This is a genomic window from Avibacterium paragallinarum, from assembly GCF_011765605.1.
Classification (GTDB): domain Bacteria; phylum Pseudomonadota; class Gammaproteobacteria; order Enterobacterales; family Pasteurellaceae; genus Avibacterium; species Avibacterium paragallinarum.
The window spans coordinates 401,654-415,374 of sequence record NZ_CP050316.1 but is presented as its reverse complement, the minus strand read 5'-3'; the positions used below and the strand labels follow the sequence as shown (position 1 = coordinate 415,374).

General features: G+C 38.3%; 21 protein-coding genes. 8 read left to right on the top strand and 13 right to left on the bottom strand.

Annotation, left to right across the window (positions count from 1 at the left end):
- Positions 1-142 precede the first annotated feature (142 nt).
- A complete protein-coding gene (locus tag HBL79_RS02195; protein WP_035689183.1) occupies positions 143-361 on the bottom strand; it encodes a hypothetical protein in 219 nt (72 codons plus the stop codon).
- Positions 354-1,580: an SNIPE associated domain-containing protein gene (locus HBL79_RS02190; RefSeq protein ID WP_081637567.1), complete on the bottom strand. Its 1,227-nt coding sequence runs from the start codon at positions 1,578-1,580 to the stop codon at positions 354-356. The genes HBL79_RS02195 and HBL79_RS02190 overlap by 8 nt, the downstream gene beginning before the upstream one ends.
- Before the next feature lie 222 nt (positions 1,581-1,802).
- Between HBL79_RS02190 and HBL79_RS02185 the strand changes: the two genes are divergently transcribed.
- Both HBL79_RS02185 and HBL79_RS02180 read left to right on the top strand, forming a co-directional pair.
- The gene (locus HBL79_RS02185; RefSeq protein WP_046097530.1) at positions 1,803-2,081 is read left to right on the top strand and encodes a type II toxin-antitoxin system RelE/ParE family toxin; all 279 of its coding nucleotides are present in this window, start codon (positions 1,803-1,805) and stop codon (positions 2,079-2,081) included.
- 9 nt (positions 2,082-2,090) lie between these two features.
- Entirely contained in the window at positions 2,091-2,384 is a 294-nt protein-coding gene (locus HBL79_RS02180; RefSeq protein ID WP_026138622.1) for a HigA family addiction module antitoxin, read from the top strand.
- A gap of 109 nt (positions 2,385-2,493) precedes the next feature.
- Here HBL79_RS02180 and HBL79_RS02175 read toward each other — a convergent pair whose 3' ends face one another.
- From HBL79_RS02175 to HBL79_RS02130, 10 genes are all read right to left on the bottom strand, one after another.
- Positions 2,494-3,156, bottom strand: a complete 663-nt coding sequence (locus HBL79_RS02175; protein WP_017807426.1) for a hypothetical protein — start codon at positions 3,154-3,156, stop codon at positions 2,494-2,496.
- The gene (locus HBL79_RS02170; RefSeq protein WP_017807425.1) at positions 3,146-3,787 is read right to left on the bottom strand and encodes a hypothetical protein; all 642 of its coding nucleotides are present in this window, start codon (positions 3,785-3,787) and stop codon (positions 3,146-3,148) included. The genes HBL79_RS02175 and HBL79_RS02170 overlap by 11 nt, the downstream gene beginning before the upstream one ends.
- 73 nt (positions 3,788-3,860) lie before the next feature.
- Positions 3,861-4,457, bottom strand: a complete 597-nt coding sequence (locus tag HBL79_RS02165) for a recombination protein NinG (protein ID WP_035689190.1) — start codon at positions 4,455-4,457, stop codon at positions 3,861-3,863.
- A 324-nt stretch (positions 4,458-4,781) separates the two neighbouring features.
- The gene (locus HBL79_RS02160; RefSeq protein ID WP_046097531.1) at positions 4,782-5,231 is read right to left on the bottom strand and encodes a DUF1367 family protein; all 450 of its coding nucleotides are present in this window, start codon (positions 5,229-5,231) and stop codon (positions 4,782-4,784) included.
- A complete protein-coding gene (locus tag HBL79_RS02155) occupies positions 5,228-5,821 on the bottom strand; it encodes a DNA N-6-adenine-methyltransferase (protein ID WP_035689193.1) in 594 nt (197 codons plus the stop codon). The genes HBL79_RS02160 and HBL79_RS02155 overlap by 4 nt, the downstream gene beginning before the upstream one ends.
- The gene (locus HBL79_RS02150) at positions 5,818-6,657 is read right to left on the bottom strand and encodes an ATP-binding protein (protein ID WP_035689196.1); all 840 of its coding nucleotides are present in this window, start codon (positions 6,655-6,657) and stop codon (positions 5,818-5,820) included. The genes HBL79_RS02155 and HBL79_RS02150 overlap by 4 nt, the downstream gene beginning before the upstream one ends.
- A complete protein-coding gene (locus tag HBL79_RS02145) occupies positions 6,650-7,462 on the bottom strand; it encodes a replication protein (RefSeq protein WP_035689199.1) in 813 nt (270 codons plus the stop codon). The genes HBL79_RS02150 and HBL79_RS02145 overlap by 8 nt, the downstream gene beginning before the upstream one ends.
- Entirely contained in the window at positions 7,459-8,232 is a 774-nt protein-coding gene (locus tag HBL79_RS02140) for a Rha family transcriptional regulator (protein WP_035689202.1), read from the bottom strand. The genes HBL79_RS02145 and HBL79_RS02140 overlap by 4 nt, the downstream gene beginning before the upstream one ends.
- Before the next feature lie 46 nt (positions 8,233-8,278).
- Positions 8,279-8,740, bottom strand: a complete 462-nt coding sequence (locus HBL79_RS02135; protein WP_035689204.1) for a phage regulatory CII family protein — start codon at positions 8,738-8,740, stop codon at positions 8,279-8,281.
- 48 nt (positions 8,741-8,788) lie between these two features.
- Positions 8,789-9,010: a hypothetical protein gene (locus HBL79_RS02130; protein WP_046097532.1), complete on the bottom strand. Its 222-nt coding sequence runs from the start codon at positions 9,008-9,010 to the stop codon at positions 8,789-8,791.
- Between the two features lie 99 nt (positions 9,011-9,109).
- On the opposite strand from HBL79_RS02130, the gene HBL79_RS02125 reads away from it, so the two are divergent.
- From HBL79_RS02125 to HBL79_RS02115, 3 genes are all read left to right on the top strand, one after another.
- Positions 9,110-9,775, top strand: coding sequence for a LexA family protein (locus HBL79_RS02125; protein WP_046097533.1), 666 nt, complete (start codon positions 9,110-9,112; stop codon positions 9,773-9,775).
- A gap of 510 nt (positions 9,776-10,285) precedes the next feature.
- Positions 10,286-10,786 carry a hypothetical protein gene (locus HBL79_RS02120; protein WP_167316908.1) on the top strand — a complete coding sequence of 167 codons (501 nt, stop codon included), beginning with the start codon at positions 10,286-10,288 and terminating at the stop codon, positions 10,784-10,786.
- A gap of 2 nt (positions 10,787-10,788) precedes the next feature.
- On the top strand, positions 10,789-11,229 hold the full coding sequence (locus tag HBL79_RS02115; RefSeq protein ID WP_035689467.1) for a hypothetical protein: 441 nt from the start codon (positions 10,789-10,791) through the stop codon (positions 11,227-11,229).
- A 359-nt stretch (positions 11,230-11,588) separates the two neighbouring features.
- Here HBL79_RS02115 and HBL79_RS02110 read toward each other — a convergent pair whose 3' ends face one another.
- The gene (locus HBL79_RS02110; protein ID WP_017807323.1) at positions 11,589-11,759 is read right to left on the bottom strand and encodes a YegP family protein; all 171 of its coding nucleotides are present in this window, start codon (positions 11,757-11,759) and stop codon (positions 11,589-11,591) included.
- 14 nt (positions 11,760-11,773) lie between these two features.
- On the opposite strand from HBL79_RS02110, the gene HBL79_RS02105 reads away from it, so the two are divergent.
- The 3 genes from HBL79_RS02105 to HBL79_RS02095 all read left to right on the top strand — a co-directional run bounded on the left by HBL79_RS02105 (position 11,774) and on the right by HBL79_RS02095 (position 13,714).
- Positions 11,774-11,995, top strand: coding sequence for a hypothetical protein (locus tag HBL79_RS02105; RefSeq protein ID WP_035689240.1), 222 nt, complete (start codon positions 11,774-11,776; stop codon positions 11,993-11,995).
- Between the two features lie 651 nt (positions 11,996-12,646).
- Positions 12,647-13,312, top strand: coding sequence for a bactofilin family protein (locus HBL79_RS02100; protein ID WP_035689268.1), 666 nt, complete (start codon positions 12,647-12,649; stop codon positions 13,310-13,312).
- A gap of 93 nt (positions 13,313-13,405) precedes the next feature.
- The gene (locus tag HBL79_RS02095) at positions 13,406-13,714 is read left to right on the top strand and encodes a hypothetical protein (RefSeq protein WP_046097548.1); all 309 of its coding nucleotides are present in this window, start codon (positions 13,406-13,408) and stop codon (positions 13,712-13,714) included.
- The last annotated feature ends 7 nt before the right edge of the window (positions 13,715-13,721 follow it).

Here is a 13,721-nt window from a genome sequence, read left to right as displayed (position 1 = left end):
ACACCAAATTCTAGATACAAAAAAACCGCAATGGATTTAGGTCTTGCGGAACTGACCGCTGTAAGGTTTCGACACCTATCAGACTAATACTAATAAAAAGCCTATTGCTTGTCAATAGGCTATATTGATGTTCGGCAACAGATCACTTTCTACGTCGTTTTCGGCGTTTTTTAGATGAATTGGAACCAAAAATACCTAATATTGATATTGCAACAAACAATACAAAAAACACAATTTTAAATATCCAAACTAGGATAGAAAATATCTTTTTAAATATCTTTTTTTTGCTGCCTTTTCTTTCTGCCAGCCAAACTTCCTTAGGAATAAGATGAAGAACTGGTTTAGTCGGTTCGTTAGACATTTTCGTTATCCTCATCATCTGATTCTGTTATTTCGTTATATTGATTGGATTTTTTCATAGCTTGTGATTGGCGATATTCATTGGCTTCTGCAACCATTGTGAACTCCACTTCACAACCTAATTTTTCAGCAGCTTTTGCAATTTCGGCAAGATCGACCTCAAAAAATTCTTTTTTAGTATTAACTCTATTGACCTGACAATGTGCGAATTTTTTATGTAATGTGTTTTCTAGTTTTGGTGCATCATCTGTCCTAATTAAAGCGTGGACATCAAAAGGGAATGGAACACTGGCATCACCTAATTCTTTAACTCGATCTAACGGTTCTAATCTTCTTGTCATTCCGATTTTATAAACATTTTCCCCAAAAGAACCAATGTTAGAAATGACATATACCGTACCTTGTTTGGTGAGTTGAGCCATTGATATAGCACGTTGAGAGTCTTCTATCGCTTGCTTTAAATCTTGTTCTGCTTGAGCCAGTTTAGCTAATAACTCTTTATTGGTTTTATCTAATTCAAGCAATTTTTTATACTGTGCGATCTCTTTTTGAGCTTCCCTCTCTTTTTGTTCCGCTAGTTTTCTTTGTTTTTCAGCTTCACGTTGAACTTTTTGTTCTTCTCTCATCTCTTCTTGAATACGTTGCTGTTCCTCTTTTTCTCGTTGTTTTTTAAGTTCATATTCAAAGGCTAGGTGTAATTCTTCGTGTTTCAGAGCTAAATAATCTTCGCTAATGAAGATCCGAAATATCACGCCTTGTTTGTTTAACCTTTCAAAGGACTTAGTCATTTTATTCTTGAACAAATCAAAGTTTCGGAAAGAGACATCGTTAATCAATAAATCACATTCTTTGTCAAATGCCGTAAGCATTATAGTTGATATGTTATTCATCATAGTAAAACCATCTTTTTCAGCTGTTTTACCTAGCCCGACGACCCATTCAGCATCGGAATATGTAGCTTGCTCTGATTTTTTTAATTCAGCTTGTTTCTGTTTATTTTCATTCCATTTTTCTTTGAAACGTTTAGAAGAGCGAAATCTGAATTTTGGTGTGTAAGGAGCAATAGTGGAGACTTCTTGAGCGCATTCTGATTGACTGCCCTTAGAAAAGGGTTGTCCTTGATTGTTTTTGAGTTTCTTCCATTTTCTATAGTAAATAACAAATAAGATTAAAAAAATAGGGGAGGATAAAAACCAAATGATTGGTAATGCGGCGTCCATAAATAAACTCCTAAAATGAATGTGGGAATTTATCATACCAAAATTAAGAAACTTTTAAAGTAAGTGAGAACACCTTAATCAGATTGTATTCAACGAGCTTAAAATTGAGCTGGCCAAATTTATCACTGAGATAGCAGCATTAAAACTAACAAAAATTAACTCATTGAAAAAGTGTAGTGCTATGATATACAATAACCGTATTATTAATTAAATTCTTACCTTATGATACTTTCATTTAAGCATAAAGGCTTGGAAAAATTCTATAAAACTGGCTCAACTGCTGGGATTATTGTTGCACATTCGGCTAAATTAAAGCGAATTTTAGCGCGATTAAATAGCTCAAAACAAATACAAGATATGAATATCCCGGGTTGGAATTTGCACCCATTAGCTGGAAACCTAACCAATCATTGGAGTGTTAAGGTAAATGGTAATTGGCGAGTTACGTTTAAACTGGAAAATGGACACGCTGAAATTGTGGATTATCAAGATTATCATTAGGAGATTACGATGAATATGTATTGCCCACCGCACCCAGCAGAAGTTATCAAAGAAGATATTTTACCCGAGTTAGGCTTAACTGTAACACAGGCGGCTAAACAGTTAGGCGTAAACAGGGTAACCTTTTCCCGATTATTAAACGGCAAGTCCGCAATTAGTGCTGAAATGGCTTTACGGCTGCACGCTTGGCTAGGGGAAAATAGCCCTAGTCCAGAGAGCTGGTTACATCAGCAAGCGGATTATGATTTATGGAAAGCCTCACAAAAGCAAACATTTTCGGTTCAGCCTGCTTTTGTAGTATAGCGAATATAAGAAAAGCCTATTGATTATCTATAGGCTTTGAACATATCTATTTTATTGATAATTCAACCAACCTGAAATGGGGTCGGCTAAACTCATCATCGTCCGTGTTTTACGCTTCTTCATTTTCCGCATCTAACAGTGCCTTTCTTTCTTCCATTTCAGCACGCTCCTGCATTAACCGCGTCTCTTCCTGTCCTGAAGCTAAAATTGCGTCAAGTTCTTCGTAAACTTTATCCATACTTTTCACTTCAACGGTTGATTCGACTTGTTGTTTTGGAACTAAATCATAATTTACATTCCCCAAGAATTGCACAAGTCTTGAGTCATACATTCCAACTAAACCGCCCTCAACAAGCATTGTTTTGCCTAGATCTTTAAACCTTTTGTACGCACCGAATAATTGTTTATTTTTTATACTTCCATCTTCATTTTTCGCAGTACAATTATCTGTAAATGTTTGTTCATCAACACCACACAATAGAGCCATTCTTGTTATTGTTGGGAAAGCAACGCCAAGTATATCCATTTTCTTTCCCTCACTGTCTTTTTGAATTAACTCATAGTATTTGAGTTTCCCTTCAACATAATCATTGATCGCAGCCTCCATTTTCTCAATAGCTAAATCTGGATCAAACTTATAGGGACGTCCCCGTTTGGTTTCCCATTGCCCCTCTTCTAATTTGAGTTCCCTCTTCGAAATTGCGGCACTCACTTTTGCTTTACGTTTAACTTTTGTTTTTGCCGTTGTTGCAGCTTCCTTTCTAGTCGCCATATCTATATCCCACTAAATCCAGTTGCTTTTCGCTTCCATCACTTAACACGCTTTTGAATTGACGCAATATATTGTCATCATAGGATTCTTTTGATAGCCTTCTTCGAGTGGATGAAATACGTTGGTTGATTTTATCGACTTGCTTCATCACTAATGACCCCGCTTTAATATCCTCATCGAAATTAGGGTTGAGTTCACGCATTCGATTTACCGCATCAACGAGTTCAGCACTCTCATCACAAAGCATTGATAAGTGCATACTCAGAACCTGAGCTGACGCACCTTTAACTATGGTTTCTGTCAGCCCCTCTAAAAGCTGATTAGCATAATGCTGCACACTGCTATAAATAGCGAGTTGCTCAACACTTCTTGGATCTCGTTCTGGGTAATTCGACATACCCAGCAAATAATCCATTGACACGCCATAGCACAATGATGCCCGAGCAAGAAAATTATGATTAATCGCCGTTTTCGAGGTTTTTCTTTCCATCTTGGAAATCATACTCGTATTAGTATAGCCCATTTCCGCTGCGGCTCTCTCTGGGCTTTTCCTTGCAAGTAAACGCGCACTTAAACAACGTGCACGGATTAAATCAGGATTTAACTTAAAGTTACTAATTTTTTTCGTCATACAACAACCTTACTTAACTAATCCACTTAACCACACTCTCATTTCTAACTTTTTATAAACGACTAAATCAATATTACCGCTCCCGCTTTTCTAATAACTTCACTTTCCGTTCAAAAATCCGCTTAATCCGCCTTAAATCCTCATCGCTATAATGCCTTGGGCGTTGGTCGCTCTCGATCGATTCCACCTTCTCAATACCCAAACGCTCAATGATCCCAATGCGATATTGATGATAGTTTCCGTCAAGCCAGCGATTACAGCGTTTGCACTGACCAAAAATGTTTAACGAATAAAACCGCAAGTGCGGGGCTGAACCCCGACTACGATAATGCCCCGCGTCAAATCCCCCGCCTAATTTCTCGCTAATCAACGGCGTACCGCACGAGATACATTCCTTATTCGCATCACGAAAACGGATATATTTATTCACCGCACTTTGTGCTTCAGCAATGAGCTGATGATGCGTTTTATTCTTCTCTTTAAGTGCGGTCATTCTTTTGCGAGTTTCTGTTCGCTCCACCTTAGCCATTTTTTCACGCTTTTTGCGTGATTGTTCTGCCGATAATTTGATCGCACAATCCACACTACAGACTTTCTGTAAGCTACTTACTGTCTTTGTGTAATAAGTGCCACACACTTTGCATTTATGCTGTTTTGGTGCTTTTGCCATTATTACCCCACAAGCACGAGCGTTATCATATATGTGGTATAGCAAACCACCCCAACGCAAATTGCGATATAAAACCATTTATCGCCCATTGTTACTTTCTCCTGTTAAAAACCGTCCCAAGCCTCTTTCAATTCCATCAATAATCCCTTTTTCATTTGAATAACAACAAGAAGCTCAATCCGCCAACACCGAAAATGACTAGCAACATTAACGCCTCAATTCTATTGATATGGTGTTTACTCTGTTTTTCCGCCACCCAAAAGCCAAAGTACACACCTAAAAAACTTATAACACTTGATAAAATCGATAACATCTTTCCTCCCGTTAAAAAAATGAATGAAGTTGATTGATCACATTCGGATCGGTCGTATCGTTGAAAATATGCTTAATTGCCGCATTAATCAGAGCGGAGTAGCATTGTTCAAACTCGTCTTGTTCCATATTGCCGTAACTTAAACTTTGAGGCTCTACTCGCATTCTGCCGTCAATGGTGTAAGTAACCTCTCGAAACCCAGCAAGCACAGTAAGATTTTTGCGAAAGGTATCAAACTGCTTCGCCTCGCTTTGGAACTGCAGTTCTGTGTTTTCTGCGGCCCAATACTCAAAACAAAATTTAAAGAAAGCGAACACTTTACGATGAAACTGTGGATTGCGTGTACGTTTGATTTCAACGGAATACATTTCCCCGTTTTTGAAGCCTTGAAGTGCGGGCAAAAACATTTCATCAGCTGGCACAAACGTGCCTCCCGCACCTTTAACCATTTCAATAATCACGGGTTATACCCACCGCACTTCTTCACAAAATCCAACGTAACCGACCGCTGTACAAAATCTTCCATCGCGGGATCGAACACCACAACCATTTGCCCTTTTGTGTTGCCTTTGATTTCTTCGCCCGTGATAGGGTGAATAAAATTAATGCGGCCGCCGACAATGTCGATGACCTCATTGGCAACATTGTGAATGTGGTTTTGATACCATTGCGTCGATTTATCGTTATTGAGCAACATCACCACCAAATAACCTGCGTCGCGTAATTCCTTTGCCCGTTTGAGGTAAGGCGTAACGTTGGAGTAAGGCGGATTGACGAAAATACGCAAAGGAAAATGGCAGGTTTCCGCCACCTCATCAAGCAATCGATCGAATAAATCCTCACCGAGAAAATCTGTTGCTATGCACGTTTTATTAAATCCCTCCGCATCGTCATCATCTTCAGGGGCTGGCTTACCGATATAACGGTAAGCCAAGGCATTTTTGTGGTCGGCACAGCCGTCAATATCAAACCAGTTAAAACGCTGTAAAAGCCAGTCAAAAAAATATCTCGGGGTTCGCCACGTGTCTTTGTCAAATTGTTGTTCGGTCATTGTCTGTAGCTCTCCCAATCAAAATTTATCACTGCACCTTTACCTTCCCGCATTCGATCAATGATTCTCTCACCGACATATCTGCTCAATTCATCTTCCGATAGGTTGCTGATTAAAATTGTTGGTTTCATTTGCTCATAACGCTCATTGATGATTTCAAATAAAATAATCTTTTCCGATTCAGAGCCAAATTGAATGCCTACCTCATCAATGATAAGTAAGTCCTTATCTGTGTAGATCTCCATTACTTCATTCTCGGTTAAAGAGGAATTTTTATCCCAAGTTGATTTTACTTTGCGGATAATTCTTAACGCGGTGGTTATCAACACTTCATCTTGATGTTGCTCGATGATGTGATGAGCAATCGCACTAGCAAGATGATTTTTCCCTGTACCGGGTTTCCCACAAAGAATTAGCCCTCCACCAACTGATTTGCGATCAACCCATTTTGTTGCATAAGCCTCACAAAAACGTTTAGCCTTACGGTTATATTCGGTTTCTTGATAATTACTAAAACAAGCCTGTTCAAAACGTTTGGCAATGCCAGAAGTCATTTTTAATACGTTAATGTTATGCTCACGTTCCGTTTGTTCCTGACGCGCTTTATCTGCCTCAAGTTTAAGGATTTTTTCCTTTAGGCATTCTGGGCATTGCGTTTTTGACTCAATCCCTCCCCCCATAGGAAAGTGTATTTTTCGATAAAATTGGCGATACGATCCGTGCTTTTCACAGTCACCAATTTGTTCTTTCACTTCAGCATTTTCGACTTCAGAATTAAACCCTTCTAAAGCATTTTTCAATTCCTTTTGCAGGCCTTCTAGCGTTACTTTAAACATTAATAAAATCCTCCGCCCATTCTGGTGTTTTGGTTTCCCCGTATATTTTTTTTGCAAATCCATTGTGTGCATCTGGCTTGTTATTCAACGGATTTGGCAATGCTTTCACATTTTCAGGTTGTGAATAATCATCTTCCCAACGGCGGTTGTTCAGGTATGTTGTCGGATGTAATTTTTCAAAACCGAACTGCCCAAGTGAAAATCGCCTGCGAATATCCAAAACGAGCATATCGGTAAACTCACGAATGGATTTACCTGATGACTTAAACGCGGTGCCAAAACTTTTTAGTGCTTTTGCACGGTTGACTTTAACCAAGCCTGCCTGCCAGAAATCGGCAAAACACAGCTCAAATTCAGATTGCTCAACCGAGCTTTTTTTATTTATTTTTTTATTGTTATTTTGAGTAGTGTTTTTATTGTTATTTTGTGTGTGAACTTTTTTCACAGGATCTTGTGAACTTTCTTCACAGGTGCTATGAACTTTTTTCACAGGTGAACTTTCTTCACTAGTGAACTTTTTACACAGGTTAGGCGTGAAAACATTCACCCCTCTTGCCCCTTTTTGGCGAGTTAATAACCCGATTTCCGTTAAATGATTGCAGGCATCAATCACAGCTCTGTTGCTCAACCCTGTCACTTCCATTAACTGGCTAATAGAAATCGCATCACAATCTTTGTTCCAGCCTTTTGTTTTACGCACAATCACTAAGTAACATTTAAGTTCTGAACCAGTTAAATCGCAGATTAAGTCATCAACGACCGAATTAGGCAGTTGGAAAGAATTTGGAATAAATTGATTGCTCATAGCCCCACCGCCTTATCTTGTGTAAATTCACCGTTCCACGTTGCTTTCATTGGCAAATTGCCTTTCACATACCATTCATAGAGCTTTGCCGCCCCTTTCTTTAGCAACACAGGTTTATAAGCGATAAACGGCTCTTTGCCGTGCTGAGCGATTTCTGTAGTTTCCTCCGTGAGATATTGATCTCGGGCATAGGCTTTTACTCGCTTACGATTGCCGTCTTGATAAAGCCAATTTTTGCCTAACAGAAACTCACCCACTTTTAACGAATTTACCCCGTTCAAGCCTTTCACAAATTCAAATGGCGAAATCCCATTACGGAAATAGCTTTCCATTGATTCGATTTGTTCGGATTTTTGCTTGCTTTCTAACAAGGCTTGGTGTTCGCGAACTAATGCGAGTTGTTCACTTTCTTTTGCATCTGCCCAAGCCCGAGCGGCTGCCACAGGATCGTTAAAATTAGGCAAAAGTGCGGTGTTTTTTTGCTGATTTTCTAGCTCTTGCCAGCGATCAACCAAGCGAGCCGTAAATTCAGGTGAAAGTTGTGCTACAACAACATAAGTATCTCGCTTAATGAGTTGATACTCTAAAACGCTCTGCCCAAGATGATTTTTAACTTCCACCAATGGTGTAAGTTGAATCAATCCCTTATCTTGCAAGCGTTCAACCGTTCTTTTTACTGAGTCGTGTCTTGCTTCCACCAATTCAGCAATCTCACGACTGCTCATTTTTATGCTTGCATTTTGTTCCGAAATCATTGATAATCCGTTCATAGATAATTCCTTTCTAATGAATTACCACCGCTGCAACGGTGGTTTTTTATTGCTTTAATTCCCATTTCAGACAAACCAGCTGAGAAAGTAGCTGGTTAATCAATCCTGTTAATTTCTCACGCTCTTTTGCTGAAAGCTCTTGCCCTAAATCGGAGTTATCAGATAAGGCATTCGCACTTTCCCCACATAATTTCCCCACTGATTCAGACAAAACAACCACTTCACGCAATAAATCTAACGATCCCTTACATTCTTGCGGGCAAGGCATTAACGTGTGATCTACTGCCTGAGCAATCATTTCAACGATGTTGATTGAATCAGTGAGGGCAATGAGATGAATGGCATCAACAAAGCCAAGTTTGTTACGGTCATAATTCGTATTTAATTCCTGACCTAGTTGCGTTGTCGTTTTTCCCATTGCAGGTGCAAAATTTGAGATTTCGCGACTACGGGATAACTGCGTATGCAGGGCTTTTTGTATGTACAAAAACGGTGATTCATCTTTCATAAAATTTTCTCGTTTTTTTATGGTTACTTTTTGAGTGGGTTTGGTAAATTATGGATTAGCTGGATTCGCTAGTCGCTTAATGTCGTCAGCCGTTATTTTATTATTGAGAGCATTAGCTAGTTTCTCTGCATATTGCGTTTCTCCCGTGTAATCTGTTCTTGGCAATGTATTTGAAGCTCGCCACTTATACACAGCCCGAGAAGTAATACCGCATAATTGAGCAACATTTGAAGCTCCAATATGGTCAATAATTTGTGTAAGTGTTTTCATAATTCCTCATAAAAATATGAACATTAAGTACATAATAAATCAGAACTGAAAGTACTTCAATATTTATTTATAATTGAACCAATGGTACGGAGATAAAAAATGATTACAGAAGAAAAATTCAGAGAGAATTTTGCTAAACGATTAGATCTTGCTTGTAAAGAAAAAGGTTTAGCAGAGTGGGGGCGTGGTGCAGAAATTGCTAAAATCCTTGGAATAACGCCTAAAGCGGTCAGCAAATGGTTTAGCGGAGAAACAACCCCCTCACCGAGTAAAACTTATGCTCTTGCCAAATATTTAGGAGTAACACCAGAATGGCTAACATTTGGCGATCAAAATGTTGTTCCTGCGAACGTTAAAAAATCCCACTCTTATCCCCTTATTAGTTCAATTCAAGCAGGAACGTGGACAGAAGCGTGCGATTTTCACGATAGTATCGGTTATGACTATATTGACACAGAGATAGATGCAGGCGAAGACGCGTTCTTTTTGCGGATAAGCGGCTTATCGATGGAGCCTAAATTTAGCGAAGGGGATTTAGTGCTAATTGACATCCGAAAACGCCCTCACCCCGGTGATTTTGTAGCCGCTGTCAATGGAAACGGTGAAGCAACCTTAAAACGCTATCGTGAATTAGGCGAAATTTCCGAATCAGGTAATCCACATTTTGAGCTTGTTCCCCTTAACCCTGATTTTCCTACCCTTAGTTCAATGAAGCAAGAAATTCGCATTATTGGCGTGGCGGTTGAGCATAGGAGTTATTTGTAAGTCCCAAACCAGTAATTGAATATTATTGGGTAGGTTTGGTGTAGTGTTTGAATTAGAAACTATTTATAACTAATATGAATATAAAAGATGTAAAATCCCATATTCTAAAGGAAGACAATATAATAAAGTTTATACTCACTGCATTAGCTAGCTTTATTGTATTCTTCTTCTCTAATAAAGAAATATTTCAAGGTATATGGATTTTTGACAGGGTGTATTTTCACATTAAAGGCAATTTAAAAATTACTTTGATAGCAATTGCTTTGCTTATTAATTTTTTATATCTTTTTTTACCTATCATAAAAAAAGATATAAAAAATTAATCGGCTAAATATAGAATTAAGGGCTTTAAAAGAGGGTAAAGATATAAGAGATAGTGACTTATCTAAAATAAATGGATACATTAGTAATAAGATTAGACATATTCTTCGAAGTATATTTGATGAATATAATTTAGATAATTCAGATAGAATAACTCTATATGGACAAATGTCATCTATGCAAAATGGAATGATTGTTATTGATAGGTACTCGGGAAACAGGCACTACTCTACATACTCATTACAGAAAGTTTATAGAGATGATATAGGTATTATTGGAAAAGTAATGCAGTCTAGTTTTTATATTGATCTCGAGTCTCCTTGCATAATATCATCAAGGGGGAAAAAGCGAGATAAGGAGGTTAAACTTTATCAAGAATATCATTTAAGTAATTACGAGTTCACAGAAGCTGATATAAACTCTTTAACCACAAAAATGCGACCTAGTCGATTTATTGCAAAATCAATTATGGATAAAAATGGCTATCCATTCAGTATTTTATTAATAGAAGGAGAAAAACCTAGTTCATTATCGCATTTTGATGAAAAGCTACAAAATAAATTCAAAGAGTTTTCAGAAAATGATAAAATGCTTAGCTCAATTCTCGAAATAAATAGATTATTACATAAATATAATTTAATATCTGAAATTCAAATTCAAAATGCAAACGATCCTAAAATACCGGAGTAGTTATGAAACGCAGTGTAGATATAGTAATAAAAGAACTTATAAAAAAAATAGGAAGAAAGCTATCTCTTTTAGAAATTATCAATATGATTTATTTATTAAATTGGTATTCAACCTTAGTAGATGATGAATATTATACAGAAGAATTTGACTGGTTTACTAATCCTATATGTGCAGTATCTAATTCTTTAGAAAAACGTATTCTTTCAAAGAATATATTTACTATAAATAAAGTTAATAATATAGATTTCGTCTCAGAGGTTGATGTCCAAAATTATGAAAAACTTACGCCAAGAGAGGAGGCATATTTAGATCTTATTATCGAAAAATATAATGATGACATTGACAATATTATACGTTTAGTTAAAGCATCTTACCCTTTTGAAAAAGGTATAATGAATGCCAAAATAGACTTATTGAAATTAGCAAAAGAATATAAACAATAATAATTTTCAGGATTAATTTTTTAAACCGCTCCAATGGCGGTTTTCTTTTTCCCAACTCTCCTACCATTTTCGTGACACCACAAAAATGCTACTTCACTCAGATTTACCCCCCTGTTTTCTATTTTTTTATACTTTCTTGCTCAAAAAACAAGCAATCAAACAGATTTTTTGAAATTATTTTTCTTTATAAATCAACAATATGTGTACTTTTGGTACTTTTCTTTTTATGAGATGAACAAAAAGTTCTTTACATATATGAACCAATGGTACATAATACACCCATCAAAACGAAACAACGTTTAATGCTCTTTAACAATCAAGATGAAATAAAAAGCCCTGCGGTAACAGGGCTTGGATAATTAAACTTCGCGAACAGGTGTTTGTCGGTTAGTGTCCATAACAAGACCGATACAATGTAAGCAGTTTTGTTTGGTCGTATAACCTTCACTTTGAGCTATAGGTTCGTGATTGGCGGCTTTTAGTCGCCAATACCACTGACCATTAACACCTTTGAAAATTTCAAAATACATAGAGGTAACTCCTTATGCAAAACGAAATGAAACGCTACGCAATTTCTTATTTCTTCAAAGGAAAGAAGTGGTGTTCAGATGTCTACGCCAACTCGCTTGAAGAGGCACAAGAAAAAGTCAAAGCAATGTCCCAAGCAACTATTGATGGTGAACTTTACTGTTCAATATATGTTCCAGTCAAGCCACAATCACGCATTGCAAGGTTGCTTTTAAAGCTACTACATAAATTTAGCTAATTCAATATTTCATCTTGGTGATGATGCTCTTTAACAATTTAGATAAAACACCTTGTCGCCTGATGGTGAGTAGTTAGTCAAAGCGTGGAAGACCCTATAGCCCCACCGCTACAACAGCATTATGCCCAATAGGGGAAACAGACATAATCCGACAAGGTGTTTAGGTGAAAGCTGGTCGCACATAATAAGGTGCAAGGGAGTAGCCGAAAAGAACAGTAGGACTTTTTGATTATTTTTGACCGAACCGATGACTCGTAGTGAGGTTGAAAGGAATGTTGAAGCAAGGGCGAGGTAACTACCAAAGCGGAATTAACGAAAAAATAATCTAGCAAACGCGGCTATAAGGGCGTGACAGCTTGGAGAGACAGCTTTCTAGCAGGTTAAACCGACCGTAAGGTGCGGTTTCAGGCAACCGCGTAGCAAAAGCCTGATTAACCATTAATTTAGTCAGATTAACGGGGATTTTCAGAGGTGATAACAGTCTGCTACAAGACTGCACGAAACGATTTACAGCGTGAGCCGAATGACAAGGCGTGTCTCTTGCTGACTGTGGCAAGCCTAAATAATCACAGTCGCCCATTCAAAACCGCATTCTTAGCCACTCGTTTTTAGTCTTTTTTCCTCGTGGCTTTGAGTGTGGTTCTGAATGAGATGAGAAATAGGAGAAACTCAGTGAAAAAATATGAATTAACCGATGAATATATCGAGATCGGATTTGTAACTAAAATTAAACTCTATCGCATAAAAGCTTTAGTAGCAATCGCATCAATCGGCGTTAGTGCTGGTGATTTGGGTGGATATGTCGAGAAAGAGTCAAACTTAGATCAGAGTGGTAATGCCTGGGTGTACGGTGATGCCAAGGTGTACGGCGATGCCGTGGTGTACGGTGATGCCGTGGTGTCCGGTGATGCCGTGGTGTCCGGTGATGCCGAGGTGTACGGTAATGCCAAGGTGTATGGCGATGCCGTGGTGTACGGTAATGCCAAGGTGTACGGTAATGCCGTGGTGTGCGGTGATGCCGTGGTGTACGGTAATGCCGTGGTGTGCGGTGATGCCAAGGTGTACGGTAATGCCGTGGTGTGCGGTGATGCCAAAGTGTCCGAGAGATCTGATATTGTATGGTTTTCGAATGTTGGTACGGAGTACGGAACATTAACCGTATTTAAAACTAAGCAAGGAGTATTGTGGGCTACTAGAGGATGTTTTAGTGGCTCTGTTGAGGAGTTTTTGAAAAAATCCGCGGAAGTTCACGATGAAAAAACGAAAAGAGAATATCAACTCTTGATCGAAGTGGCTAAATCCAGATTAGGTGAATAATACGCCCACACGGAAGGCGTTAAACCCGTGCAGACATAAATACTCCTAAGTTTGCCCACTGTAACAGGTGGGCTTTTTTATAGGTACAAAAAAATGAAAATTTTTATTAATTTAACCGCAAAAGAAGCAACACCAGAGCAAAAATCTGCTGGTGTTATTGATGTCGATCCAGCGTTACGCCATCAATTCAACCGAGCATTAACCTTCTTCAGCCAGCCGAGCAAAGCATTGATTGAAGAGCGTGCCGCCTATCTAACCACAATGGCGGCACAACTTAATGCCGATTATGTGTTGGTTGATGCACCTCTGTTTTTAATTTCAACCCTTGAAAGCAAACTCAAAGCAAGAGGCATTCAGCCCGTTTATTCCCTCTATCCCTATAGTGGATTTGTTGAAGTTTAGCCTGCAC

Excerpts from the sequence above, each read along its gene's own strand:
- HBL79_RS02140 (WP_035689202.1), bottom strand. The coding sequence starts at position 8,232 with ATGAACGGATTATCAATGATTTCGGAACAAAATGCAAGCATAAAAATG.
- HBL79_RS02125 (WP_046097533.1), top strand. The coding sequence starts at position 9,110 with ATGATTACAGAAGAAAAATTCAGAGAGAATTTTGCTAAACGATTAGAT.
- HBL79_RS02170 (WP_017807425.1), bottom strand. The coding sequence starts at position 3,787 with ATGACGAAAAAAATTAGTAACTTTAAGTTAAATCCTGATTTAATCCGT.
- HBL79_RS02195 (WP_035689183.1), bottom strand. The coding sequence starts at position 361 with ATGTCTAACGAACCGACTAAACCAGTTCTTCATCTTATTCCTAAGGAA.
- HBL79_RS02135 (WP_035689204.1), bottom strand. The coding sequence starts at position 8,740 with ATGAAAGATGAATCACCGTTTTTGTACATACAAAAAGCCCTGCATACG.
- HBL79_RS02115 (WP_035689467.1), top strand. The coding sequence starts at position 10,789 with ATGAAACGCAGTGTAGATATAGTAATAAAAGAACTTATAAAAAAAATA.
- HBL79_RS02190 (WP_081637567.1), bottom strand. The coding sequence starts at position 1,580 with ATGGACGCCGCATTACCAATCATTTGGTTTTTATCCTCCCCTATTTTT.
- HBL79_RS02120 (WP_167316908.1), top strand. The coding sequence starts at position 10,286 with ATGATTGTTATTGATAGGTACTCGGGAAACAGGCACTACTCTACATAC.
- HBL79_RS02185 (WP_046097530.1), top strand. The coding sequence starts at position 1,803 with ATGATACTTTCATTTAAGCATAAAGGCTTGGAAAAATTCTATAAAACT.
- HBL79_RS02095 (WP_046097548.1), top strand. The coding sequence starts at position 13,406 with ATGAAAATTTTTATTAATTTAACCGCAAAAGAAGCAACACCAGAGCAA.
- HBL79_RS02150 (WP_035689196.1), bottom strand. The coding sequence starts at position 6,657 with ATGTTTAAAGTAACGCTAGAAGGCCTGCAAAAGGAATTGAAAAATGCT.
- HBL79_RS02175 (WP_017807426.1), bottom strand. The coding sequence starts at position 3,156 with ATGGCGACTAGAAAGGAAGCTGCAACAACGGCAAAAACAAAAGTTAAA.
- HBL79_RS02105 (WP_035689240.1), top strand. The coding sequence starts at position 11,774 with ATGCAAAACGAAATGAAACGCTACGCAATTTCTTATTTCTTCAAAGGA.
- HBL79_RS02165 (WP_035689190.1), bottom strand. The coding sequence starts at position 4,457 with ATGGCAAAAGCACCAAAACAGCATAAATGCAAAGTGTGTGGCACTTAT.
- HBL79_RS02145 (WP_035689199.1), bottom strand. The coding sequence starts at position 7,462 with ATGAGCAATCAATTTATTCCAAATTCTTTCCAACTGCCTAATTCGGTC.
- HBL79_RS02155 (WP_035689193.1), bottom strand. The coding sequence starts at position 5,821 with ATGACCGAACAACAATTTGACAAAGACACGTGGCGAACCCCGAGATAT.
- HBL79_RS02130 (WP_046097532.1), bottom strand. The coding sequence starts at position 9,010 with ATGAAAACACTTACACAAATTATTGACCATATTGGAGCTTCAAATGTT.
- HBL79_RS02100 (WP_035689268.1), top strand. The coding sequence starts at position 12,647 with ATGAGAAATAGGAGAAACTCAGTGAAAAAATATGAATTAACCGATGAA.
- HBL79_RS02180 (WP_026138622.1), top strand. The coding sequence starts at position 2,091 with ATGAATATGTATTGCCCACCGCACCCAGCAGAAGTTATCAAAGAAGAT.
- HBL79_RS02110 (WP_017807323.1), bottom strand. The coding sequence starts at position 11,759 with ATGTATTTTGAAATTTTCAAAGGTGTTAATGGTCAGTGGTATTGGCGA.